Raw genomic sequence first — 22,447 nt, forward strand, 5'->3', positions numbered from 1 at the left:
CGCCCACGCCGCTCGTTGTGTCCACGTGACCTCGATGGAAGTCGAGGTACGTGGCTGTCTGTCTGCCATGAAGACAGCCACAGTCGAGTCCATCGCTACCGGCCCCGGCCCCGGCCCCGGCCCCGGCCCCGGCCCCGAGATTGCCCATGCCCTCCGCCCCGCCGCAGTCCGCCGCTGGGCCCCGTCCTGATGGCCCGACCTGGGCGCTCAGCGGGGCTTCCGGGCCCGGCCATGGCCGGGCCCGGAAGCCCGGAAGCCATTGTCGGGCGCCGTCGTGCACGGAAGTCTCGACCTCCGTGACCAGTACAGAGGTTGGAGAGGCCATGCGGGCCCCGCTCATACGTTCCTTTTCTCAGCTCGAAGAGCTCGACCCTGACCGTCCGGTCGTGACCCTGTTCAGTGGGGGCTTGGACAGCTCGTATCTCCTGCTGCGGTTGCGCCGGATGGGTGTGCGGGACGTGCACGCGGTGAGCGTGGACATCGGCGAGGACGAGTCCAGCTCGTACAAGCGCCAGGTCGCCGAGGCGCTTGGGGCGACGATCCACATTCTTGATCGCAGGGAGGAGTTCGCCGGGCGGTATGTCGCGCCGGCGATCGCGGCCCAGGCCGTCTATCTCGGCATCCACCCGGTCAGCTCCACGCTGAGCCGCCCGCTGATAGCCCACAGTGCCGTCGAGCTGGCCCGCACTCTCGGCTCCCAGGCCGTGCTGCACACCGCCAACCGCTCGCAGAACACCCTGCGCCGGCTCAACGGGGCGCTGCGGCTGCTCGGTTACGAGGGCGCGTACGGCAGCCCGTACGACCTGGAGCCGGTCACCCGGGACGACAAGCTCGTCGAACTGCGGGCCGCGGGTGTCGACCTGCTCGCCGGGAGGATCGTCAGCGGTGACTCCAACCTGTGGTGCCGCGAGTTCGAGTCGGGCATCCTCGACGACCCCGAACTGCACGAGGTCCCTGAGGAGATGTATGCCTGGAGCCGACCGACCGCCGCACCCGGCGAGACCGACGACCTCACGGTCACCTTCGAGAACGGGCTGCCCGTCGCCCTCGACGGCGAGCCGCTGACACTGACCGAACTGGTCGGCCGACTCAACAAGCGGGTCGGTGCGTACGGGTTGGGCCGTTACTCCGGACTCGAGCACCTCGACCACGGCGAGAAGGTGCTCGAGATCCGCGAGATGCCCGCTGCCTGGCTCCTGCTCAGCAGCTACCGGCACGTCGAGAGCGCCTGCCTGGACGCCGAACTCATCCGGGAGAAGCGCCACCTGGAGCAGGTGTGGACCCGCGAGGCCCTTGAGGGCCGCTGGTTCGGTGAACTGCGGTTGACCGTCCAGGCGTTCATGGACGTCTGCGCGTCCCGCACCACCGGGTCCGTGACATGGCGGCTGCGCACCGGCGGCGCCGACACGCGCTCCATCAGGGCGGGACGGCCGCTCTATCTGCGGGATCGGGAGATCTGGGAAGAGCGCGCCATCGACGCGGAGTCGGCACCGTTCGCCCGCGCAGGGGCGCTGCTCGCCGCGGCTTGATCCGTCGACGCGGTCCCGGACCACCGATCGCTCCCGGCGCAGAACGCCGATCCACCGATACGTACGGAGCCCTTCCATGACCACTGCCGTTGTCCACCCTGTCGCCGCCGAGGCTGCCGCCGCCCTCGCCGGGCCCGGCGGCCATCTGATGCCCGCGGCCGCGCTCTCCGCCCTGGCCGGCGCCGACAGTGCCGACTGGGCGCGGTTCGCAGCGCACTGGGACGAACTCACCCTCGACAGGTACATGGCCGACGGCGGTACCTACCGCTTCCGCCGGTACGGCCAGTTCGAGCTCGACCCGGCCGCCGGTGAGCTGACGCTCCTGGAGCACGCCCCCTACCTTCAGGAATCTGACATCAACCCGCTCAACGGCGGTGTCGAACGCGCCTTCGATCCGCTGACCGACTCGTTCGTCGGTGACCCGCTGTTGCGCTCAGTGCTCGTCGAACTCGGCCGGATCTTCAGCGCCGTCGACGCCACTACGGCGTGGAACGTAAAACTTCACCCGTACCGCATCCATGCCTCCGCCGACCAGAAGGGCCAGCCCGCGCCGGAAGGCAGGCACCGCGACGGGGTCACGTTCATCACCTCCCTGATGATCGGCCGTGTCAACGTCACCGGCGGCGAGAGCGGCGTCTACACCGACGAGGGCGAACACCTGCTCACCACTACGCTGTCCGAGGCGGGTGACCTGCTGCTCGGCGACGACCGACGCACACTGCACTCGGTGACCCCGGTGCAGCCGGTGGACCCCGAACGTGCGGCCCACCGCGACGTATTGGTGATCGCCTACACTGCGCGCTGAGCCGCAGCCGTCCCGACAGAGCCCTTGAGGAGTCCCTGTGAGCGTCACCGCGGCCCGCCGTGCCTGGCTGACCGATCTGCCCGTCCTGCTGGTCGCAGTGGTGTGGGGCTCCAGCTACCTCGCTGCCAAGGGCGTCACCACGACGCAGACCGTGCTGGCGGTGCTCGTGTTGCGGTTCGCCGTGGTGCTGCCCGTCCTGGTCGTCGCCGGGTGGCGGAAGCTGCGGGCGCTGAGAGGTGCGCAGCTGGGCGGGGCCGGCGTCCTTGGGCTGATCCTGGCCGGAATCTTCCTGCTTGAGACGTACGGCGTCGTGCACACCTCGGCGACCAACGCCGGGCTCATCATCAGCCTCACCATGATCTTCACGCCGATCGCGGAGAGTCGGATGCGCGGGACGAGGCTGCCGCGGTCCTTCGTTGCCGCGGCGGGGCTCTCGGTGCTCGGCGTGCTGCTCCTGACACAGGGCTCCGGCTTCAGCGATCCGTCGCTCGGGGACTTGTTGATGCTGGGTGCGGCCGTCGCCCGTACCGTCCACGTTCTCGCGATGTCGCGCATGGAGTCGGTGCAGGGCGCGGATGCGTTGTCGATGACCACGGTCCAACTGGGCAGCGCCGTAGTGGTGTTCGCGCTGCTCTCGGCGATACCGGGGACCGGGAGCACGCCGTGGGCGGCCGCGGCGGACTTCGGGACCGGGGACTGGCTGGGGCTGCTCTACCTGTCGGTGTTCTGCACGCTGTTCGCGTTCTTCGTTCAGATGTGGGCGGTACGCAAGACGTCTCCCTCCCGAGTCAGTCTGTTGCTCGGGACGGAGCCGGTGTGGGCTGCGGTGGTCGGTATCTCCCTGGCGGGCGACCGGCCTGGGTGGATCGGCCTCGTGGGCGCGCTGCTTGTGCTCGCGGGGACGGCGTGGGGGCGGACCGCGGCCGTACCGCAGCAGCGGGCGGCGGCCGTGGACGGGGCGGAGCAGCGGGCGGCGGCTGTGGGCGGGACGGAGCCGGCCGGATCAGTCATCGAGCCAGCCCAGACGGGCGGCGCAGACACCGGCCTGGAAACGACTGGACGCGCCTAGCCTTTCGGTCAGCTCGGAGACGAAACGGCGGACCGTGCGTTCGGAGACTCCGAGCTTGCGGCCCATCGCCTCGTCAGTCAGTCCGCCGGCGAGCATCCGTACAAGCTCGCGGTGACGGCCGGTCGGCCGCCAGTCACCATCGCCGGGTTCGGCTCCGGCAGCCGTGTCGGTCAGCACGCTCGCGCCCGCCCAGTAGTGCTCGAAGATGCCTCTGAACACGTCGACCAAGGTCTCGCTGCGCAACACGACAGCGGCGATCTCCCCGTCAGCGGCCTGCGGAGCCGGCACGATCGCCAGCGAGTGGTCCACCACGATCAGACGCAGCGGAAGCGTGTGTGCCGTGCGCACCTGGGCGCCCGCGCTGCCGAGGCGGCGCAGATAGCCGGCCATGTGCGGTACGGCGGCCGCGGAGCCGAGATGGATGGTACGGATGCCTACGCCGCGGCCCAATGCGAGCTGGTCCCGTTCGAAGCCCGCCTCGATCATGCCGGGGGGCAGTGCACGGCCAGGATGCAGCGACAGGACCTCCACCTCGACGCGCTGTGAGGCGTCCTCCAGGGCCGCCGACACATTGGCCGCGCCTGTCACTGTCTCCATCTGTACGGAGGAGAGCTCACGGGCGTGTACGGGCTGGAAGTCCGCGACGACCTGCGCGAGCGCGGACCGGGTCTGCTGGACGGCGCTGAGCAGCGTGCCCGTCTGCTGCTCCTCCTCAAGGAGCAGATTCCGCAGGGCGGTGTCGGGAGCGAGCGCTGTCCAGCCGTTCCGGGTGTCGGGCGACGGTACGAACAAGCCGAGCCGGCCAAGCAGTTGGAGCGCCTCGGCGAACTCCGTACCGCTCCAGCCGCGGTCCTCTGTGAGGAGCTCGGGGCTCCAAGAGGCATCGTCGAGGGCAATGCGATAGAGCTCTTGCGCCCTTGCACGTGCGTCCACCCCGTCCGCCCCCCATTCCGTGAGCCGCGCTCCCCGATGCCCGCACGTAAATGATCTTATGAATGATCCCGTTCCATGGACGGATCTGTCCGTAATGCGGACCAGGGTGCGTGGAAGGCGTCCTCCCCTGGCCATGTCCGGTCCCGGAACTCCCCTGGCCGTAGCCGCTGATGAGCTCGCCGGAACATGCTGGTCAACAGAACGAACACCTACAGGGGGAATTCTCATGCCTGCGTCCGTCTCTTCCGTCCCGTCCTTTTCCGCGTCCTCGCGTCGTACACGCCTGCTCTGCGGAGTAGTCGCGGTGCTCGCCCCGGTGCTCGTCCTCAGCGCGGCCGCCACGATCGCCGGCGCCGAACCGCAGGCTGTGACCTCGGCCGCCGGCGACTCTCTCATCTGGGGCTGACCCGGTGCTCCGGCCGAGGATCGCCGTCGTCGCCCCGTTGACCGGGCCGCGCACGGTCTGGGGTACGGTCCTCCTCGGCCGGGTCGACCGGGCTCGGTCCGCATGCCCGGACCTTGCCGAGTGGCAGGTGTACGACGAGATCCCGGGGGTCGCTGACGCCGTCGTCGGCGCCGGTTGCACGGCGGTGGTCGGCCACAGCCATGCAGTCGGCGCTCGCAGCGCCCTGCCCGTGTACCAAGCTGCCGGACTGCCCTGCTTTCTGCCGTTCGTACGCGCCGGGGCGCCCGCGCTGAGCTGGGCACCCGACGAGGACGCACTGGCCCGCACGATCGTCGAGGGAGCAGTGGCGCTGGGCGCGAAGGCGCTCTCGGTGGCGCATGACGAGGGCCCCGCCTGGGCGGCACTGGCGCACGGGGTGGGGACGGCGGCTGCGGCGGCGGAGCTCGCGCTGCGGCCGGGGGGCGTACTGGCCGTGCTGGCGCCGCAGGAACAGTTCGAGCGGTTCGCACGGGGCGGTGCCGGCCCGGTGCTCGTCCCGGTGGACTGCGGCCTGGGCTCGTTCGGTGTGCTGGCCGGGATGGCGGACGGCCGCGAGGTGTGGGCCGTACACCCGCAGATGTGCGCGGTACGCCGGGCAAGGACCGCGGTGACTGCCCTCGTCGGCGCCCTCGACGCGGACCCCGCGCTGCGGGGGGAGGCACTGAGGGAGGCGGTACGGGCGCGTTCGGTGGCGCTGCTCGACAACCGGGGCGGAGTCCTTGGGGACGGCTGGCGAGTGTCGCGTCTCGGCAGCGTGTGCCCGGCGCGAGAAGGGGGCTGACTCTGTGGGTCCTGGGGACGACGTACGGCCAATACACGCAGCCGTAGCCAGGGGCTGGCCTCGTCCGACATGCTGTTCCTGCCGTCTGAGGCTTCGGCGAGGGCGGCATCTCCGCACGCTTCGACATCGCTCCGCGCAGTTCCGAAACCCGGCACGACTACTTCACCTGTCGTACTCGTCACGGAAGCGCTCGGTCGCATTGGTCGGTCGGCGAGGCGGGAGCGCTGCCCGTCCGTGACATCGAGTGTCCGTCCTACGGCGGGTGTGCCCGGTCGGCGCAGGTCATGATCAGTCCGTGACGATGCCGAAGAAGCTTCTGGTCGAGAGGGCCGCCCGCAACAACGCCGAGTGGTGCGCGGTGATGAGCCGATCGCACGACGTGGTGGGCGAGTTCGGGATGCAGGCCTGGGCCGCCCCGGCCCGTACGCCGCTGTACTACCCCGACGCGGTGACGTTGGCGCCCGGCGCCGACTCGGCCGCGCTGACCGCACGCATCGACACCGCCGCGCCCGGCGCCTCCGTCAAGGACAGCTTCGCCGACCTCGACCTGACGGGGGCGGGCTTCCAGGTGCTGTTCGAGGCGGAGTGGATCCACCGTCCGGCGGGCGCGCCCGCCGTCGCCCCGCATCTCGCCTGGGAGGTGGTGGATGACCCGGACACACTTGGCGACTGGGCGTTCGCGTGGGACGACGGGGGCGGAAACGCGGACCTCTTCCGACCCGAACTGCTCGACGACCCCGACACCTTCGTCATCGCGGCGCGGTCTCCCGGGGGTGGCGTGACCGCCGGAGCGGTGGCGAGCCGGAGTGCCCAAGTGGTCGGCATCTCCAATGTCTTCGCCCTGGACGGCGGCCCTGACGCGGCTTGGTTGGCCGTTCTGGACGCGGTGCACCGGCTGTTCCCCACCCTGCCGGTGGTCGGCTACGAGCACGGGAACGACCTGGCGGCAGCCGTCCGCCAGGGCTTCGAACCGGTCGGTCCGCTGCGGATCTGGCTGCACGGATAGCTAGGATCACCCCCTCATGGACACGAGTGCAGGGCACGAGATGATCGCCATCCCGCCGGGTGAGGTCAGGCTGTCGGACCGGCGCACGCAGCGCGTCTGGTCGGTCGAGCTCGCGCCCTATCGGCTCGGGGCGTTCCCGGTGACGCGGATGCTGTACACACAGGTGACCGGCCTGCGGCCGAGCGCCGCCGATGAGGACCGCTTCCCCGTCGCGGACATCTCCTGGTGGGACGCCGTCCGGTTCTGCAACGCCCTGTCCCGGCGCGACGGTCTGGCGCCCGCCTACGACCTCGACGCCGAGGACATCGAGTGGGACACCTCCGCCGACGGCTACCGACTGCCGACCGAGGCCGAGTGGGAACACGCCTGCCGTGCCGGTACGAGCGGACCGCGCTACGGACCGCTCGACGAGATCGCCTGGTACCGCGCCAACTCCCACGACCGAATCCACCACGTGGGCGGCAAGCGCCCCAACCCGTGGGACCTCCACGACATGCTCGGCAACGTCTGGGAGTGGTGCTGGGACACCTACGACCCCGAGGTCTACGGCACCTATCGTGTGCTGCGCGGCGGCGGCTGGTTCGACGAACACTGGAGCTGCCGTTCCTCCGTACGACGACGCAGCCACCCGACCTTCCAGGTCGACGACGTGGGGTTCCGGGTCGCGCGCTCGGTTGCGCGCTGACGCGCGAGGTTCGCCGCCACGCACAGCCCGCTGCACAGAGTGGGGAGGCACCTGGGCCGCGGTCCTGTCGTGGCCGGTCGTCACCCGGCAGTTTCCGGGCGGGCGTGGCGAGTTGCTGCTTCCTGAGCCGCACTCTCCAGCCGACGTCGACGCTTCTCCCACGATGCCGCGTCGCCGGGTGCCCTGTTGTCGTTCCCGGTCCGCTGTCCCACGGTCCCGTCGATGAGTTCCCGGACGATGTCGGCGTGCCCGGCGTGCCGGCAGGTCTCGGCGATCATATGGACGAGTGTCCGGTGGAGCGTTATCGGTTTCCCCTCACCCCCGGGCAGGTGGCCGACCACGTCGAGATCCAGCGCCTCGATCGTTGCGTCCGCGTGGGCGCATGCACGGCGGTACTGCCCGATCATCTCCTCCCGGGTCTCGTCGGCGGTCGCCCAGAGGTCCGAGTCCGGCTCGGCGTCGCTGCCGGGGACCCAGGGCGGCGGCGGCCCACCGAACGGCCTGCCGTACGTGTCACCGAGGTACACGGCCTCTGCACCGGTCAGGTGCTTGACCAGCCCCAGCAGGTTGGTGCCGGTCGGAGTCATCGGTCGGCGGATGTCGTACTCCGACAGCCCTTCAAGCTTCCGGAGCAGAGCGTCGCGAGCATCCTGAAGAACGACACGAAGGTCTTGCTTGGGGTCTGATCCGATCATGCGGTCAGTCTGCCGCTCGGGCGATCACGGTTCACCACCTTATTGAGGCACCTTTGTCAGGGCCTCGGACTGAGCCCGCTCGGTGTGCTGTTGACGCTGTGCCCACCGGACGGCGAGTGGTGCCGCCAGGCCGGTGAGGGCGAACAGTGCTCCGACGACGTACCAGCCGGGGCGGCCCCAGGTGATGCAGAGCGAGATGAGCAGGACCGGTCCGAGGGCTTCGGCCAGGCCGGCGCCCAGGCCGAACACGCCGAGGTACTGGCCGGTGGCGCGCTCGGGGGCGAGGGCGAAGGAGACCTCGAAGCCCGCGGCGGAGTGCCACAGTTCGCCGATCGCGTGGACCACCACCGCGGACATCAGCAGTGCGGCGGCAGCCCATGCCGGGATCCCCGCGGACAGGGAGATCAGGGAGCAGGAGGCGAGAAAGGCCACGCCCGACCGGCGGTAGGCGCTTCCGCCGGCCGTGGGGGAGTCGATGCCGCGGCTGGCTCGTACCTGGAACGCGATGACGATCAGGGTGTTGACGAGCATGGTGCCCGAGATGAGCCAGTGCGGCGCGGTGGTGGCCGTGACCAGCCAGAGCGGCAGGGCCACGGTGATCACCTTGAACTGGATGGCCATGACGCCGTCGAGGACGGTGAGCAGGAGGTAGGGGCGGTCCCGCAGGGCGATCCAGCGTGGGCCGCCACCGGTTGCGGGGGCAGGCGTGACCGGGGGCAGGCGGACCAGGACGACCGCCGAGGTCGCGGTGGAGACCGCGATACCGAGGACGAGAAGCTGGTAGGCGCTGTGCGTGCCGACCTGGACCGCCCAACCCGCCAGCAGCGCGCCGAGGGAGATCCCTACGTTGGTCACGGAACGGAGGTAGGCCCGGAACTCCTGCGGCCGGTCCCCTCCGTAGCGCCTGACGAGCGGACTGCGCGCGGCCACTCCGGCGGCCTGCGCCCCGGTGGCCGCGCACACCGCCAGCACGAACGGCCAGAAGCTGTCCGCCAGTACGAAGGAGGCGGTCGCCATCGCCCGGACGACGAGCGTGACCGCGTACACGCCGCGCGCCCCGTACCTGTCCGCGAGGTGCCCCGCGCCGACGCCCAGCGCGAGCGAGACGAAACCGGCGATGCCCAGTCCCAGCCCCACCTGGGCCGCCGGAAGGTGAACCGCCTGGGTGAAGTACAGGACCCCAGCGGTCAGGTAAAGACCGCTGCCGATGGTGTAGACGAAGTTCGAGGCGGCGAGAACACGCTGAGGTCCGGCATCCGGCAGCAGGTTGGGCATGAAATGGCTCCGCGTCCAGGGCAGGCGGTAAGGGCCACTCAAGCTTGTTGCATATTACTCGCAATAACAACCTGGTTGTGTGAGCTGTTGCCGGGACACTCGCCGGCGGCGAGAACGGATTCGGCGGCGGCGGTGCGGGCGTAGAGGACGGAGCGGCCGGCGCGATGGGCGCTGACCAGGCCGGCGTCGCGCAGCGCGGTGAGGTTCTGGGAGGCCCCGGCCGGCGAGAGCCCCGTACGGCGGGCCAACTCGGTGGTGGAGGCCGGAGTTTCCAGTTCGCTCAGCAGCATGGTCCGCGAGCGGCCGAGTACGGCGGCGACGGCGTCGGTCCCGGTGAAGGGCCGGGGTTCCCACAGTGCGCCGACTCCACGCGCCGGGTATGCCAGTTGAGGCGGCTCCGGTGGTGTCACCCGGGTGAGCGGGCCCGGTCCGGTGAAGGCCGAGGGGATCAACAACAGCCCCGCGCCCGCAGTCTGCCGGGACAGGGTCCCCTGTCGGCGGGCGAGCCGTAGCGCGTCGTCGTCCCAACTCAACGACGGGTGCAGATCGTTGAAGAGGTGGCCCGTGCCGTGCTCGGCGACCTGCCGGGCGCGGTGGAAGATGTCGGCGTCGAGTACGGTCCGGATCCGTGCCCAGTAGGGGGCGAGCGCCAACTCCCAGTAAGTCCTGATCTCTTCCGCAACCCGGACCAAGAGGGATCGCGGCTCGGCGTACAGGGTCCGCGACCTCGGTCCCAGCCGCCCTTGCTCCTGCCCCAGACGGTCGAGTTCCCGGCGTACCCGGACGGCGGGACTGGCCAGGATCCCGGCCAACTCCACTGCCAGGGTCGGGGCCGGTCCGGCGGCCGCCGGGTTGAGGAAGTCGGGCACGTATCCCGAGGGCGGGATCAGCTCGGCGAGCCAGCCCCGGTCGAGCCCCGCGGACGCGACCCGAGGCCGTACCTGCTCGGCCCAGGGCCGGTGTACGGGATGTGCGGAGCCGGAGTTCAGCAGCTTGAAGCTGGTTCCGACCTCCCACATCGGCGAGACGGCGAACCGCATCTGAGCCAGATCACTCGCCGAGAACACCAGTTCATCCTGCATGGCCACCCTAAGGATTCACACATGACTGAATCAATGGCGGCCAGTTTACCGAGGGGAGATCATCCCTGGCATGACCTCCCCAAAGACGATCAACGCTGCTGAATCGGGATCCTGGAAGCTCGGTGGCGACCTGGAGATCAACCGGATCGGTTTCGGTGCGATGCGCCTGACACAGCGCGGCGAGGCGTTCGCGGCCGACGCCGCTCCGAGCGACCGTGACCGGGCAATCGGCGTGCTGCGAGACGCCGTTGAGCTCGGCGTGAACCACATCGACACCGCCGCGTTCTACTTCTCACCGCTGCGCTCCGCCAACGAACTGATCAACCAGGCGCTGGCCCCCTACCCGGACGACCTCGTCATCACCACCAAGGTCGGGCCGGGCCGCGACCCTTCGGGTGCCTGGCTGCCGCATGCCACCCCGGAGCAACTGCGAGGCCAGGTCGAGGAGAACCTGCGCCAGCTCGGCCGTGACCACCTCGACGTGGTGAACCTGCGCATCGTCGGCACCGGTTCGATCGCCGAACGATTCGGCGCGTTGGCCGAACTGCGCGACGCCGGGCTCATCCGCCACCTGGGCCTCTCCAACGTCCGTCCCGAACACCTCGACGAGGCCCAGGCCATCGCGCCGGTGGTCTGCGTACAGAACCCGTACGGCATTGGTGTCCGGCCCGACCACGACGAGTTCCTGCGTACCTGCGGCGAGCGGGGTGTCGCGTTCGTGCCGTTCTACGCGATCGCCGCCGCCGGGCGCGAGGCGGGCGCGCGCGGCACCGACAGTGACGAAGTGCTTGCCGTCGCGCGCGACCACGGGGCGAGCCCCGCGCAGATCCGGCTGGCCTGGACGCTGCACCGCGGGCCGCATGTGCTGGCCATCCCCGGTACCGGCAACCCGGACCACCTGGCCGCGAACGTCGCCGCCGGGACGTTGCGCCTTTCCGAGACCGAACAGGCCGTCCTGGAGTCCCTCCACCGGAGCGGCACGTAAGCGTTGATCGCCAGGGAGCCACGTCCAACACAGACGTGACCTCCGTGGTCCCGGGCCCCCGGCTCGGTGGTTGTCGGGTCGGGACGAGCCGGGGCCTCTGTCCTTCTGCCGGATCAATCCCGACGGAAGTCGCACTGAGGGGTGGTGAGAGCGACGCGGAAGGCCGTCCGGAGGGTGGGGGTGACGTGGAGGGAAGCACCGGTGGGGTGCAGGGAGTCGCGTCGCGTATGGCGATGGCGGCGGGGGGCCGTCAACGAGGCCGGGGCGGATGAGATCCACGCGGAGATGCGGCACCGGATGCCGGAGGCCGTGCCCGACTCGGAGGCCGACGCGCTCCTGGAGCGGCCGGCGGCGGACGAGGCAGAGAGGAGGGGTGCCGCTTGAACTACCGCATCGCCTACGCTCCGCCCGCGGATGACCACTTGGCCAAGATGCGGAACGTCGAGGTGTTCAGGAGTGCCGACGGCGGGCACGATCGGCCGAGATCCGTACGGATGTGGATCGACTGCGGCGAGGGGTGAACGGGACCGGTGCGAGGCGACGGTTCTGGGTGCCATCGTTTCGTACTACGTCTCTGGGCTGTGCTGACGGTCGCCGTGTCATCCTCGTCCAGCCACTCTGAGCGTGGTGAAGCGCCGACCGGAGGCGCAGCCGCCTGGTGTGGAGGAGGAAAGGACGCGTGAGGTACCCCTTCTTCGTCTACGGCACCCTGCGCCCCGGCGAGCGCAACCACGACCTCTTCCTGCGCGGGCGTACGGAGTCCGAGGCGCCGGGACGGCTGCGGGGGGCTTTGCTGTACGAAGGACCCGGCTATCCGTACGCCGTCGAAGAACTCGGGGGAGCGGGGGGAGTGGTGAGCGGGGAACTGGTCACCGCACTGCCCGAGGCCTACGACGAACTGCTCGCCGTGCTCGACGAGTTGGAGGAGTACGCGCCCGGCGACCCCTGCAACCTGTACGAGCGCGTCGCGCGCGAGGTGACGTGTGCGGACGGGGCGGCCGTACTGGCCTGGGTGTACGTGGCCGCACCCGCGGTCGCCGCCCGGCTGCGGGCCCGCGGCAAGCTCATCGAGGGTGGGGACTGGCACGCCTGAAGGTGTTTGCACCTGTGCGAGTGGCCGCCCTGTGTCCCTGCCGCTGCGGCTGCCGCTGCTGCTGTCCCTGCCCCGCGCCGGGGGTCCGGCCGTGTCCGACGGCGACATCTCGAGGCGACGCGCCCTCGCGTTGAGCGCCGCGGCCACCGGAGCGGCCCTGAGTATCGGGCTCGTCCTGCGCTCCTCGGACGAGAACTCAGGAACGGATGCTCCGACCTCCCCCGATGCAGCGGCCGGCGCCAACGCCTCCGCCGCCGACTAGCGCGTGGTCAACCCCATCGTCACGCAAGGGCCGTACTACCTGGACGGCGCACTGTCAGAGCCTCCCGGCGGGACGGAGGGCGCCGCGAGGGCGGCCCCGGGTGCCGCCCCGGCGCTCGGCTGCCGGCGGTTCACTGGCGGCTCAGCGAGCGCGTCACACCCGCCGCGATCGTCGTCGCCAGGATCCAGCCGGTGGCGATCAGCAGGTAGGCGAGCCACTGATACCCGCCGCGCGGTGCGAAGGCCCCTTCCTGACCGAAGTCGATGATGGGAAGCAGCAGATCGAGGGTGTAGAAGACGGGGTTGAACACCGGTGCCTCGGCGGGCTTCAGGGCGTGCGGATGGTGCGCCGCGAAGGCCACGGCGCCGGTGCACAGCAGCAACAGCAGCCAGCCGGCCGCGCGCATCGGGCGGAAGCCGTAACCGACGGTCGCGTCCTGCAAGTGGCCCCAGAACCGGGCGTAGCGGGGCAGGGTACTGCGGTGTCGACGGAGTTTGGCCAGCTGGACGGTGCGTGCCGCGGCGTCGTCACCCCCGGTGCGGTACGCGGTGGCCAACTGCTCGTAGGCGTACGGGAGATAGCCGCCCTCCTCCCTTTCCAGCAGCGGCAGTCGCTCCCTCGCGGGGAGATGCGGGGCGAGGGTGCGGTAGCTGAGGCCGTCGATCCTGACGCGAGCGGGCCACACTTCCGGAGGGACGTGCAGGAGGTCCAGTTGGGAGCGGCGCAGGTTCACGGTGCCCTCGATCGGGGCGGCGTCGCGCAGCCACAGCTCGCCGATGACACAGCTGCTGGCGCGCAGGGCCTGCCCTTCGGGGTGGGACAGCCGGGCGTAGGCGAGGTTGAGCTGGTGCGGAATCCGGGCGCTACGGAGGTTGACCCGGCCATGGGCGCGCAGCCGCATGGCCCGCAGGTCGGTGCCGACGGAGAGAGTCTCGGCGTGCAGGGAGGTGCCGCCGGGCGCGTGCAGCTCGGCGTCGTCGAGGTTCACCTGGCCGCCGACCGTGGCCCCGTTCAGCCGGACCTGGCCGTGGGCGACGAGGCCGACGGCCCACAGGTCGGTGCCGATGTCCGCGTGGTTCAGCTGGAGTGCCGCTTCCTCGGGAGTGTCGGAGTCCGGGGTGTCCAATGTCGTCGGGAGGCCCAGACGGGCCCCGTTCACGAACACGGCACCGGAGATCTTCGCCCCCTGGAGCCGCACCGGGCCGGTGATACGGGAGCAGCTGAGCCGCAGCGCCCCGTCGACGCGCAGGTTTCCCGCGGTCAGCCCGGGCAGCACCGAGTCGCTCAGCACCAGGGCGCGGACCTCCGCCCCGTAGAGCGTCAGGGTCTGCTCGAAGTGACAGGACCGCAGCCGCACGGCGTGCCGGACCGTCCCGTACGTGAGATCCAGCTGTCCCGTGATGCGCGCGCCCGTCAGCTTCAGGCCGGCGATCTCACCGTCGTGGGCCGGTCCGTCGATCAGCAGCGCCCGCAGCACCTCGGCGCGTACGGTCCGCTCGGGACCCCACGACGGGCCGGCCGAGGAGTCCTCGTCGGCGCTCTCGCGGAAATCGATCCCCTCGCCGAGCGGGAAGGCCTCCCAGACCCGGCGTTCCGCGGGGGTGAGGTCGGTGACCGCCATCATTCGCCCGCCGCCGCCAGGGCCTGTCCAACCCCGGGTTCCTTGGGCCCAAGGAACCGCGGATCCGGCTGCAACACCGCGTCCAGCGCGGCCTTCCCCGCTGCCAGGATCTCCCGGGCGCCCCCGTAGTACCAGGTCAGGTCATGCTTGGCGTCGAGCCCGACGCCGTACGACTCGATGCCTGCCTCCTGGCACAGGGTGACGGCGCGGCGGATGTGGAAGGCCTGGCTGATCAGCACGGCCCGGTCGACGCCGAAGATCTTCTTGGCCCGCACACAGGAGTCCCAGGTGTCGAAGCCCGCGTAGTCGCTGACGATGTGTCCGTCGGGCACGCCGTGCTCGCTCAGATACGTGCGCATCGCGTCCGGTTCGTCGTAGTCCTCGCGGCTGTTGTCGCCGGTGACGAGGACGACCTCGACACGCCCCGTGCGGTACAGCTGGGCCGCCGCGTCGAGGCGGTTGGCGAGGTACGGGGACGGCTCGCCGTTCCACAACCCGGCGCCGAAGACCACGGCCACCTCGGTACGCGGGGCGTCCGCCGTCGTACGCAGCCGGTCGCCCGTCACGACGTACATCCATGTCGAGGGAAGCAGCGCCAGCACGCAGAGCAGTACGAACCCCTGTACGGCGCGCCGTTGCCCGGCACGCGTGCGGGGCAGGCGTGGTAGACGCGGCAGGCGTGGCTTCGGCAGCTTCAGGTGGCGCATCGGGCGGTCCCCTCCCCAGGTGGCCTCGACCATGGAGGACGCGTCGAACAGTGATCCGGTTCGCTTCCATGGAGTGATCAGCTTCACTCGGTCCGCCGCAGGCGCAGGTCACGGCCGCTCACACAGCGCCGCGCCCGACCGTGAACCCCCGGAAAACACCCGTCATACCCGCGCAACGGCGCGGCAACCTCGTACCGTCAGGATCGGCGCCATGACGGCGTCGAACCCCGCACACGACGAGTCCTCGCCCGGCCCCGGTGGCCCACGGCCGCTCGTCGGCGCCCACCTCGACAGTACGGCGCAACTCATGAACGCGATCACCAGTCGGCTCGGCAGTCAACTCAGCCTCGTCTCGCTCAACGGCGCACGCCGTCCCGTACCTCCGGCGCTCGTCCTCGTCGCGCACGGCAGCCGCGACCCGCGCGCGCTGCACACCGTACGCACCCTGATCGAGCGGGTCCGCGAGCTCCGCCCCCATCTGTCCGTCCACCTCGGACACATCGAACTGAACGAGCCGCTGCTGCCCGACACACTCGCGTCACTCACGGGCAGCGAGGGCGGTCAGGCCGTCCTCGTGCCGCTGCTGCTCAGCCGCGGCTACCACGTCAAGCGGGACATCCCCGAGGCCGCGGCAGCCGCCCCCGCGCCGCTCCACACCCGCGTCGCCGCCCCGCTCGGACCGCACCCCCTGCTCGTGGAGACGCTGTACGCGCGGCTCGTCGAGGCCGGCTGGCGGACGGGCATGAGCGACTCGGCGCGCCGGTCGAGCGGCGTCGTCCTCGCCGCCGCCGGGTCCCGCGACCCCGACGCGGGACTCGACACCCGCCGCACCGCCCACCTGCTCGCCGAGCGCCTGGGCGTTCCCGTCGTCCCGGCGTACGCGTCCGCCGCCGCGCCCACCGTCCCCGCCGCCGTGCGCGCCATGGCCGCCCGAGGCCGTCACCGCATCGCCGTCGCCTCGTACTTCACCGCCCCCGGCCGCTTCGCCACCGAGTGCGCCGAGGCCGTCCCCGGGATCGCAGCCGAGCCCCTGGGTGACCACCCGGCGATGGCCCGCCTGGTCCTGCACCGCTACGACCAGGCCCTCGCGACCCCCGAGCCCACCCCGGAACGCACGCTGGCCACGGCCTGAAGCACAGCCCCGAGCGGACGGCCATGCCCCGTTTGTCACTGGCTGCGTTTACTGTCGGGGCATGGAAGGCACCGCACCGAAGACCGAAAGCATCGACCCGAAGGCACCCGACGACCACGCCACACCCGACGGACAGGACGGGTTCGCGTACGACGACACCTCCACCGAGCGCTGGGCCGTCGAGCCCGACAAGCGTCCCGGGCGCACCGCCTTCCAGCGCGACCGCGCACGCGTACTGCACTCGGCCTCCCTGCGCCGCCTCGCGGGCAAGACCCAGGTCGTCACGCCCGGCACCAGCAGCCAGATCTGGGACGCCAGCCCCCGCACCCGGCTGACCCACTCCCTGGAGTGCGCCCAGGTCGGCCGCGAGCTGGGTGCGGCTCTCGGCTGCGACCCCGACCTCGTCGAGGCGTGCTGCCTCTCCCACGACCTGGGACATCCGCCCTTCGGGCACAACGGCGAACAGGCGCTCAACGAATTCGCCGCGGACTGCGGCGGCTTCGAGGGCAACGCCCAGTCACTGCGCCTGCTCACCCGCATCGAGCCGAAGCACTTCGTACGCTCCAGGACGACCGGCGAACTCGTCAGCGTCGGCCTCAACCTCACCCGCGCCGCCCTCGACGCCGCCACCAAGTACCCCTGGCCGCGCGGCGCCCACCCGGCCGACCCGAAGTCGCGGAAGTTCGGGGTCTACGAGGACGACCGGCCGGTCTTCGACTGGATCCGCAAGGGCGCCCCCGGCACCCGTACGTGCTTCGAGGCCCAGGTCATGGACTGGGCGGACGACGTGGCGTACTCGGTGCACGACGTCGAGGACGGTCTGCACGCGGGCCACATCGACCCCAACTGCCTGCACGCCGAACCGGAACGGCAGGCGGTCTTCGCGGTGGCCATCGGGCGGTACGTGCCCGCGGACACCGACCCCGAAGAGCTCGCCGAAGCCCTCGACCGGCTCCTCGAACAGGAGTGGTGGCCGCACAGGTACGACGGATCAGCCGTCGCACAGGCCCGGCTGAAGGACGCGACCAGCCAGCTCATCGGGCGTTTCTGCCTGGCGGCGGAGGGCGCCACGCGCGCGAGGTACGGCACAGGGCGGCTCACGCGGTACGCGGCGGAGCTGGTCGTCCCACGCGCCGCGCGCCTGGAGTGCGCCGTCCTCAAGGCGGTCGCCGACCGGTACGTCATGCAGCGCGCCGAGCAGGAGCGGCTCCGCGCCGATCAGCGGATCGTCGTCGCCGAGCTGGCCCAGGTGCTCACCGACCGCGCCCCGGACGGCCTGGACCCGCAGTTCCGTGCCCTGTTCGACGAGGCCCCGGACGACCGGGCACGCAAGCGCGTGATCGTCGACCACATCTCCTCACTCACCGACGCCTCGGCGCGTTCCCTGCACCTCAGGCTCACCACGCGGCCCCAGGGGGCCCGAAAAGGGTGACCCTGCGTGGCCTGATCGGGCCTCTCCCTCTTCCCGCATCACGCTGCGTGCGGGACGCTCGCCTAGGGCGACATCCTTACGAGGAGGCATCAAGTGGTCGACGCGGATCAGACATTCGTCATCGTCGGAGGCGGACTGGCCGGAGCGAAAGCGGCCGAGACGCTCCGAGCCGAAGGGTTCACCGGGCGGGTGATACTGATCTGCGACGAGCGCGACCACCCCTACGAACGCCCGCCGCTCTCCAAGGGCTACCTCCTCGGCAAGGAGGAGCGTGACAGCGTCTTCGTCCACGAACCCGCCTGGTACGCGCGCAACGACATCGAGCTGCACCTCGGCCAGACCGTCGACGCGATCGACCGGAGCGCGAAGACGGTCCGCTTCGGCGACGACGGCACCCTCGTGCGCTACGACAAGCTCCTCATCGCGACCGGCGCCGAGCCCCGCCGCCTGGACGTCCCGGGCACGGATCTCACCGGCGTCCACCACCTGCGCCGCCTCGCCCACGCCGAACGCCTCAAGGGCGTCCTCACCGCGCTGGGCCGGGACAACGGGCACATCGTGATCGCGGGCGCCGGCTGGATCGGCCTGGAGGTCGCCGCGGCGGCCCGGGAGTACGGCGCCGAGGTCACCGTCGTCGAACCGGAGGCGACCCCGCTGCACTCGGTCCTCGGCCCCGAGCTCGGCCAGATCTTCGCCGAACTGCACCGCGAGCACGGCGTCCGTTTCCACTTCGGCGCCCGCCTCACCGAGATCGTCGGCCAGGACGGCCTGGTACTCGCCGCCCGCACCGACGACGGCGAGGAACACCCCGCGCACGACGTGCTCGCCGCGATCGGCGCCGCCCCGCGGACCGGCCTCGCCGAAGCCGCAGGACTGGAGATCGCCGACCGTGCGCACGGCGGCGGCATCGCGGTCGACGAGCGGCTGCGCACCTCCGACCCCGACATCCACGCGGCCGGCGACGTCGCCTCCTTCCACCACACGCTCTTCGACACCCGGCTGCGCGTCGAACACTGGGCCAACGCCCTCAACGGCGGCCCGGCGGCGGCCCGCGCGATGCTGGGCCGCGAGCTGACGTACGACCGTGTGCCCTATTTCTTCTCCGACCAGTACGACATCGGGCTCGAGTACTCGGGCTGGGCGCCCCCGGGGACGTACGACCACGTGGTGATCCGTGGCGACGCCGGCAAGCGGGAGTTCATCGCCTTCTGGGTGAAGGAGGGACGGGTGCTGGCCGGGATGAACGTGAATGTGTGGGACGTCACGGAGCCCATCCAGCAGCTGATCCGATCCCGGGCCCAGGTGGACACCGAGGCGCTCGCCGACCCGCACGTTCCGCTGGACAGTCTCGTCCCGTGACCGACGACGGCGCTCGACTGTCACACCCTCACCGTAGAATCCATCCGTGGCCGGAAGGATCAACGACGAGGACGTGAAGGCGGTTCGGGACGCGGTCCCGATCGACGCCGTGGTCTCCGAGTACCTCCAGCTGCGCAACGCGGGCGGCGGAAACCTGAAAGGTCTCTGCCCCTTCCACGACGAGAAGTCACCGTCCTTCCAGGTCAGCCCGAGCAAGGGGCTCTTCCACTGCTTCGGCTGCCAGGAAGGCGGCGACACCATCACGTTCGTGATGAAGGTCGACCACCTCACCTTCTCCGAGTCGGTCGAGCGCCTCGCCGCCCAGGCGGGCATCACGCTGCGGTACGAGGAGGGCGGGTACAACCCCGCCCACCAGCGCGGCGAGCGCATCCGCCTGGTCGAGGCCCACAAGGTGGCCGCGCAGTTCTACATCGAGCAGCTCGACACCAGCTCCGAGGCCGACACGGGCCGCAAGTTCCTCGCCGAGCGCGGCTTCGACCAGTCGGCCGCCACCCACTTCGGCGTCGGCTACAGCCCCCAGGGCTGGGACCACCTCACCCGCTACCTCCGCGGCAAGGGCTTCACCGACAAGGAACTGCTCCTCTCCGGCCTCTCCCAGGAAGGCCGCCGCGGCCCCATCGACCGCTTCCGCGGCCGCCTGATGTGGCCGATCCGCGACATCGGCGGCGAGGTCGTCGGCTTCGGCGCGAGGAAGCTGTACGAGTCGGACAACGGCCCGAAGTACCTGAACACGCCCGACACGGCGATCTACCGCAAGTCCCAGGTCCTGTACGGCATCGACCTCGCCAAGAAGGACATCGCCAAGGCCAGCCGGGCTGTCGTCGTCGAGGGCTACACGGACGTCATGGCCTGCCACCTGGCCGGCGTCACCACGGCGATCGCGACCTGCGGCACGGCGTTCGGCACCGACCACATCAAGATCCTCCGCCGCCTGCTGATGGACAACGGCTCGGCCCGCGTGATCTTCACCTTCGACGGCGACGCGGCGGGCCAGAAGGCCGCCCTGCGCGCCTTCGAGGACGACCAGAAGTTCGCCGCCGAGACGTACATCGCGATCGCCCCGGACGGCATGGACCCCTGCGAGCTGCGCCTCGCCAAGGGCGACGCGGCGGTCGCCGACCTCACCGAACCCCGCACCCCGCTCTTCGAGTTCGCGCTGCGCCAGATCGTCCTGCGCTACGACCTCGAAACTCCCGCGGGCCGCGCCGGGGCGCTGGACGAGGCGGCGCCCATCGTCGCCCGCATCAAGAACACCGGCGCCCAGCACGAGGTCGCCGTGCAGCTCGCGGGCATGCTCGGCATCCTCGACACCCAGTTCGTCGTCAAGCGAGTGGCCCAGCTGGCCCGCTGGTCCCGCGACCGCGGCGGCAAGGGCCCCGCGCCGGACCGGCAGCGCCCCCAGCAGACGTACGCCGCCGGGGCCGCCCAGGCACCCACCGGCGGCCCCGCCCTGACTCTGCGCAACCCGGTCTTCGCCACCGAGCGCGAGCTCCTCAAACTCGCCCTCCAGCGCCCGGAACTGGTCTCCCCGGCCTTCGACGCGTACGGGATCGACGAGTTCACCGCCCCGCCGTACGCCGCCGTACGCCAGGTGATCATGGAGGCGGGCGGTGCGGAGCATGGCGTTCAGGACCCCCAGGAGTACCTGGTGAGGGTCCGTGAAGCCGCCCCGGACGACGCGGCCCGCGCCATGGTCACCGAGCTGGCCGTCGAGGCGATCATGCGCAAGACGGTCGACGAGACCTATGCGGGCGACCAGCTCGTCATGGTCCGCCGCCGCGCCGTCGACCGCCGCATCCGTGACGTCCAGGGCAGCCTGGCGCGGCAGAGCGCCCACGGCGACCCGGCCCAGCTGGCCGCCGTACAGAACGAGTTGTGGGTGCTCCAGCAGTACGAGCAGGCGCTGCGGGAGCGGGGCGCGGAGGCGCTCTGACGCCTCGCGCCCCTCGCCCACTGTTCTACGCCGGGCGCTCGCCCGTTTGGAGCCCCCTGAAACGCGCACTCGTGCATGAAAGTATCCGCGCGGTCACGGACCGGACGCAAAAAGTCACCGCACGCCCCTCGTGGCAGCGATGTGTCGTACTCCACACTGGGTTGCGGTGCCTGAGTCCTCGGAGCGCGGCCGACCCGAACGCGACGGGTCCCCGATCCCCGCAGTTCCGCTAAACGACTACGGGATGGACAACGGCGAGGCCGTCGACCCCATCCCCGACGTAACGCTGCCGCATGCCTACGCAGCGACATTCCTGGAGGTCGCCCCCGTGCAGACCCAGACCCTCGCACAGACCGAGAACACCACGGATACGGACGCGGACGCCGAGACCGACGCCGTCGGGACGGTCCCCCCGCAGAGCCGTGCCGCGCACCACCCCGAAGCGGAGCCGGAGAGCCCGCCCGAGCTGGACGAGCCGTCCACAGGCGCCGCCGAGACCATCGAGGTGGAAGCCGAGTCCGAGGCTCCCGAGCCCGTCGAACTGCCCCGAAGCCGCGCCGCCGACACCGGTGGCCCCTCCTCCGACCTGTTCCGCCAGTACCTGCGCGAGATCGGCCGGATCTCCCTGCTCACCGCGGCCGAGGAAGTCGATCTGGCCCGCTGTGTCGAGGCCGGCCTCTTCGCCGAGGAGAAGCTCCGGCTCGCCTCCGATCTGGACAGCCAGCTCGCCCTCGACCTGGACAAACTGGTCGTCATGGGCCGCATGGCCAAGCGTCGCCTCATCGAGGCGAATCTGCGGCTCGTCGTCTCCGTCGCCAAGCGGTACGTCGGCCGGGGCCTGACCATGCTCGACCTGGTCCAGGAGGGAAACCTCGGCCTGATCAGGGCCGTTGAGAAGTTCGACTACGCACGCGGGTACAAGTTCTCGACGTACGCGACCTGGTGGATCCGTCAGGCCATGTCCCGGGCCCTCGCCGACCAGGCCCGGACCATCCGAGTCCCGGTCCACGTCGTGGAGTTGATCAACCGGGTGGTGCGGGTGCAGCGGCGCATGCTCCAGGAGCGCGGCTACGAGCCGACTCCCGAGGAGGTCGCCGCGCACCTCGACCTGCCGAGCGAGCGGGTCAGCGAAGTCCTGCGGCTGGCCCAGGAACCGGTGTCCCTGCACGCTCCCGTGGGCGAGGAGGACGATGTCGCGCTCGGCGACCTCATCGAGGACGGCGACGCGACGTCTCCCGTGGAGTCCGCCGCGTTCCTGCTGCTCCGTGAGCATCTGGAGGCGGTCCTCTCCACGCTCGGGGAGCGGGAGCGGAAGGTCGTCCAGCTCCGGTACGGGCTGGCCGACGGGCGTCCCCGCACCCTGGAGGAGATCGGCCGCATCTTCGGCGTCACGCGCGAACGCATCCGCCAGATCGAGTCCAAGACCCTGAATAAGCTGCGGGACCACGCGTTCGCGGACCAGTTGCGGGGTTACTTGGACTGAGGGTCAGAAAATCTCAGGGTCGGCCGGGGACAGATTCAGCCCCTCCGGCGTTTGAGGAACGGGGTCTGGGGCGGAGCCCCAGGAACAAGGGACGGGTAGGGGCGGAGGGGGCGA

The 22,447-nt window shown here is 70.8% G+C and carries 22 protein-coding genes; 16 read left to right on the top strand and 6 right to left on the bottom strand.

Translation table 11 applies throughout. The annotated features are described in order from the left end of the window. The first annotated feature begins 323 nt into the window (after positions 1 to 323). From ACFWP7_RS23135 to ACFWP7_RS23145, 3 genes are all read left to right on the top strand, one after another. Positions 324 to 1,529 (top strand): argininosuccinate synthase-related protein, encoded by a 1,206-nt coding sequence (locus ACFWP7_RS23135; protein ID WP_384383913.1) that lies wholly within the window; start codon positions 324 to 326, stop codon positions 1,527 to 1,529. Between the two features lie 76 nt (positions 1,530 to 1,605). Continuing rightward, positions 1,606 to 2,334, top strand: a complete 729-nt coding sequence (locus ACFWP7_RS23140; protein WP_384383916.1) for a 2OG-Fe dioxygenase family protein — start codon at positions 1,606 to 1,608, stop codon at positions 2,332 to 2,334. A 37-nt stretch (positions 2,335 to 2,371) separates the two neighbouring features. After that, complete coding sequence (locus ACFWP7_RS23145) at positions 2,372 to 3,403, top strand: DMT family transporter (RefSeq protein WP_384383919.1); 1,032 nt, start codon at positions 2,372 to 2,374, stop codon at positions 3,401 to 3,403. Here ACFWP7_RS23145 and ACFWP7_RS23150 read toward each other — a convergent pair. Further along, positions 3,338 to 4,336 (bottom strand): LuxR C-terminal-related transcriptional regulator, encoded by a 999-nt coding sequence (locus tag ACFWP7_RS23150; protein ID WP_384383921.1) that lies wholly within the window; start codon positions 4,334 to 4,336, stop codon positions 3,338 to 3,340. The genes ACFWP7_RS23145 and ACFWP7_RS23150 overlap by 66 nt on opposite strands. Before the next feature lie 226 nt (positions 4,337 to 4,562). Here ACFWP7_RS23150 and ACFWP7_RS23155 point away from each other — a divergent pair, with 226 nt between their 5' ends. The 4 genes from ACFWP7_RS23155 to ACFWP7_RS23170 all read left to right on the top strand — a co-directional run bounded on the left by ACFWP7_RS23155 (position 4,563) and on the right by ACFWP7_RS23170 (position 7,253). After that, on the top strand, positions 4,563 to 4,742 hold the full coding sequence (locus ACFWP7_RS23155) for a hypothetical protein (RefSeq protein ID WP_384383924.1): 180 nt from the start codon (positions 4,563 to 4,565) through the stop codon (positions 4,740 to 4,742). A gap of 4 nt (positions 4,743 to 4,746) precedes the next feature. Beyond that, a complete protein-coding gene (locus tag ACFWP7_RS23160; RefSeq protein ID WP_384383926.1) occupies positions 4,747 to 5,562 on the top strand; it encodes a hypothetical protein in 816 nt (271 codons plus the stop codon). 301 nt (positions 5,563 to 5,863) lie between these two features. Next, positions 5,864 to 6,568 (top strand): hypothetical protein, encoded by a 705-nt coding sequence (locus tag ACFWP7_RS23165; protein WP_384383980.1) that lies wholly within the window; start codon positions 5,864 to 5,866, stop codon positions 6,566 to 6,568. A gap of 16 nt (positions 6,569 to 6,584) precedes the next feature. Continuing rightward, positions 6,585 to 7,253 carry a formylglycine-generating enzyme family protein gene (locus ACFWP7_RS23170; RefSeq protein WP_384383929.1) on the top strand — a complete coding sequence of 223 codons (669 nt, stop codon included), beginning with the start codon at positions 6,585 to 6,587 and terminating at the stop codon, positions 7,251 to 7,253. 80 nt (positions 7,254 to 7,333) lie between these two features. Here ACFWP7_RS23170 and ACFWP7_RS23175 read toward each other — a convergent pair whose 3' ends face one another. Genes ACFWP7_RS23175 through ACFWP7_RS23185 form a run of 3 tightly spaced genes read right to left on the bottom strand, consistent with a single transcriptional unit; the run spans position 7,334 to position 10,305 of the window. Beyond that, on the bottom strand, positions 7,334 to 7,948 hold the full coding sequence (locus tag ACFWP7_RS23175; RefSeq protein ID WP_384383932.1) for a DinB family protein: 615 nt from the start codon (positions 7,946 to 7,948) through the stop codon (positions 7,334 to 7,336). A gap of 39 nt (positions 7,949 to 7,987) precedes the next feature. Beyond that, complete coding sequence (locus ACFWP7_RS23180; protein ID WP_384383934.1) at positions 7,988 to 9,223, bottom strand: MFS transporter; 1,236 nt, start codon at positions 9,221 to 9,223, stop codon at positions 7,988 to 7,990. 38 nt (positions 9,224 to 9,261) lie between these two features. Further along, on the bottom strand, positions 9,262 to 10,305 hold the full coding sequence (locus ACFWP7_RS23185; protein ID WP_384383936.1) for a helix-turn-helix domain-containing protein: 1,044 nt from the start codon (positions 10,303 to 10,305) through the stop codon (positions 9,262 to 9,264). A gap of 70 nt (positions 10,306 to 10,375) precedes the next feature. On the opposite strand from ACFWP7_RS23185, the gene ACFWP7_RS23190 reads away from it, so the two are divergent. The 4 genes from ACFWP7_RS23190 to ACFWP7_RS23205 all read left to right on the top strand — a co-directional run bounded on the left by ACFWP7_RS23190 (position 10,376) and on the right by ACFWP7_RS23205 (position 12,645). Beyond that, entirely contained in the window at positions 10,376 to 11,290 is a 915-nt protein-coding gene (locus tag ACFWP7_RS23190) for an aldo/keto reductase (protein ID WP_384383938.1), read from the top strand. Between the two features lie 380 nt (positions 11,291 to 11,670). Next, a complete protein-coding gene (locus tag ACFWP7_RS23195; protein ID WP_384383940.1) occupies positions 11,671 to 11,811 on the top strand; it encodes a hypothetical protein in 141 nt (46 codons plus the stop codon). 158 nt (positions 11,812 to 11,969) lie between these two features. Then, positions 11,970 to 12,383, top strand: a complete 414-nt coding sequence (locus ACFWP7_RS23200) for a gamma-glutamylcyclotransferase family protein (RefSeq protein ID WP_384383943.1) — start codon at positions 11,970 to 11,972, stop codon at positions 12,381 to 12,383. Positions 12,384 to 12,414: 31 nt separating this feature from the next. Beyond that, complete coding sequence (locus ACFWP7_RS23205; protein WP_384383946.1) at positions 12,415 to 12,645, top strand: twin-arginine translocation signal domain-containing protein; 231 nt, start codon at positions 12,415 to 12,417, stop codon at positions 12,643 to 12,645. Positions 12,646 to 12,775: 130 nt separating this feature from the next. On the opposite strand, the gene ACFWP7_RS23210 is transcribed toward ACFWP7_RS23205, so the two are convergent. Then, positions 12,776 to 14,266 carry a membrane-associated oxidoreductase gene (locus ACFWP7_RS23210; RefSeq protein WP_384383983.1) on the bottom strand — a complete coding sequence of 497 codons (1,491 nt, stop codon included), beginning with the start codon at positions 14,264 to 14,266 and terminating at the stop codon, positions 12,776 to 12,778. Continuing rightward, positions 14,266 to 14,973, bottom strand: a complete 708-nt coding sequence (locus tag ACFWP7_RS23215) for a vancomycin high temperature exclusion protein (RefSeq protein ID WP_384383949.1) — start codon at positions 14,971 to 14,973, stop codon at positions 14,266 to 14,268. Before ACFWP7_RS23215 ends, ACFWP7_RS23210 begins: the two co-directional genes overlap by 1 nt. Positions 14,974 to 15,184: 211 nt before the next feature. Here ACFWP7_RS23215 and ACFWP7_RS23220 point away from each other — a divergent pair, with 211 nt between their 5' ends. The 5 genes from ACFWP7_RS23220 (at position 15,185) to ACFWP7_RS23240 (ending at position 22,333) form a co-directional block, all read left to right on the top strand. Continuing rightward, the gene (locus ACFWP7_RS23220) at positions 15,185 to 16,105 is read left to right on the top strand and encodes a sirohydrochlorin chelatase (RefSeq protein WP_384383952.1); all 921 of its coding nucleotides are present in this window, start codon (positions 15,185 to 15,187) and stop codon (positions 16,103 to 16,105) included. Positions 16,106 to 16,166: 61 nt separating this feature from the next. Next, positions 16,167 to 17,537, top strand: a complete 1,371-nt coding sequence (locus ACFWP7_RS23225; RefSeq protein WP_384383954.1) for a deoxyguanosinetriphosphate triphosphohydrolase — start codon at positions 16,167 to 16,169, stop codon at positions 17,535 to 17,537. A 93-nt stretch (positions 17,538 to 17,630) separates the two neighbouring features. Continuing rightward, positions 17,631 to 18,896 (top strand): NAD(P)/FAD-dependent oxidoreductase, encoded by a 1,266-nt coding sequence (locus ACFWP7_RS23230; protein ID WP_384383956.1) that lies wholly within the window; start codon positions 17,631 to 17,633, stop codon positions 18,894 to 18,896. Positions 18,897 to 18,942: 46 nt separating this feature from the next. After that, on the top strand, positions 18,943 to 20,850 hold the full coding sequence (dnaG, locus tag ACFWP7_RS23235; protein ID WP_384383959.1) for a DNA primase: 1,908 nt from the start codon (positions 18,943 to 18,945) through the stop codon (positions 20,848 to 20,850). Positions 20,851 to 21,016: 166 nt separating this feature from the next. Then, positions 21,017 to 22,333, top strand: a complete 1,317-nt coding sequence (locus ACFWP7_RS23240; RefSeq protein WP_384383962.1) for an RNA polymerase sigma factor — start codon at positions 21,017 to 21,019, stop codon at positions 22,331 to 22,333. Positions 22,334 to 22,447: the final 114 nt, after the last annotated feature.

The organism is Streptomyces sp. NPDC058470, from assembly GCF_042721055.1.
GTDB lineage: Bacteria > Actinomycetota > Actinomycetes > Streptomycetales > Streptomycetaceae > Streptomyces.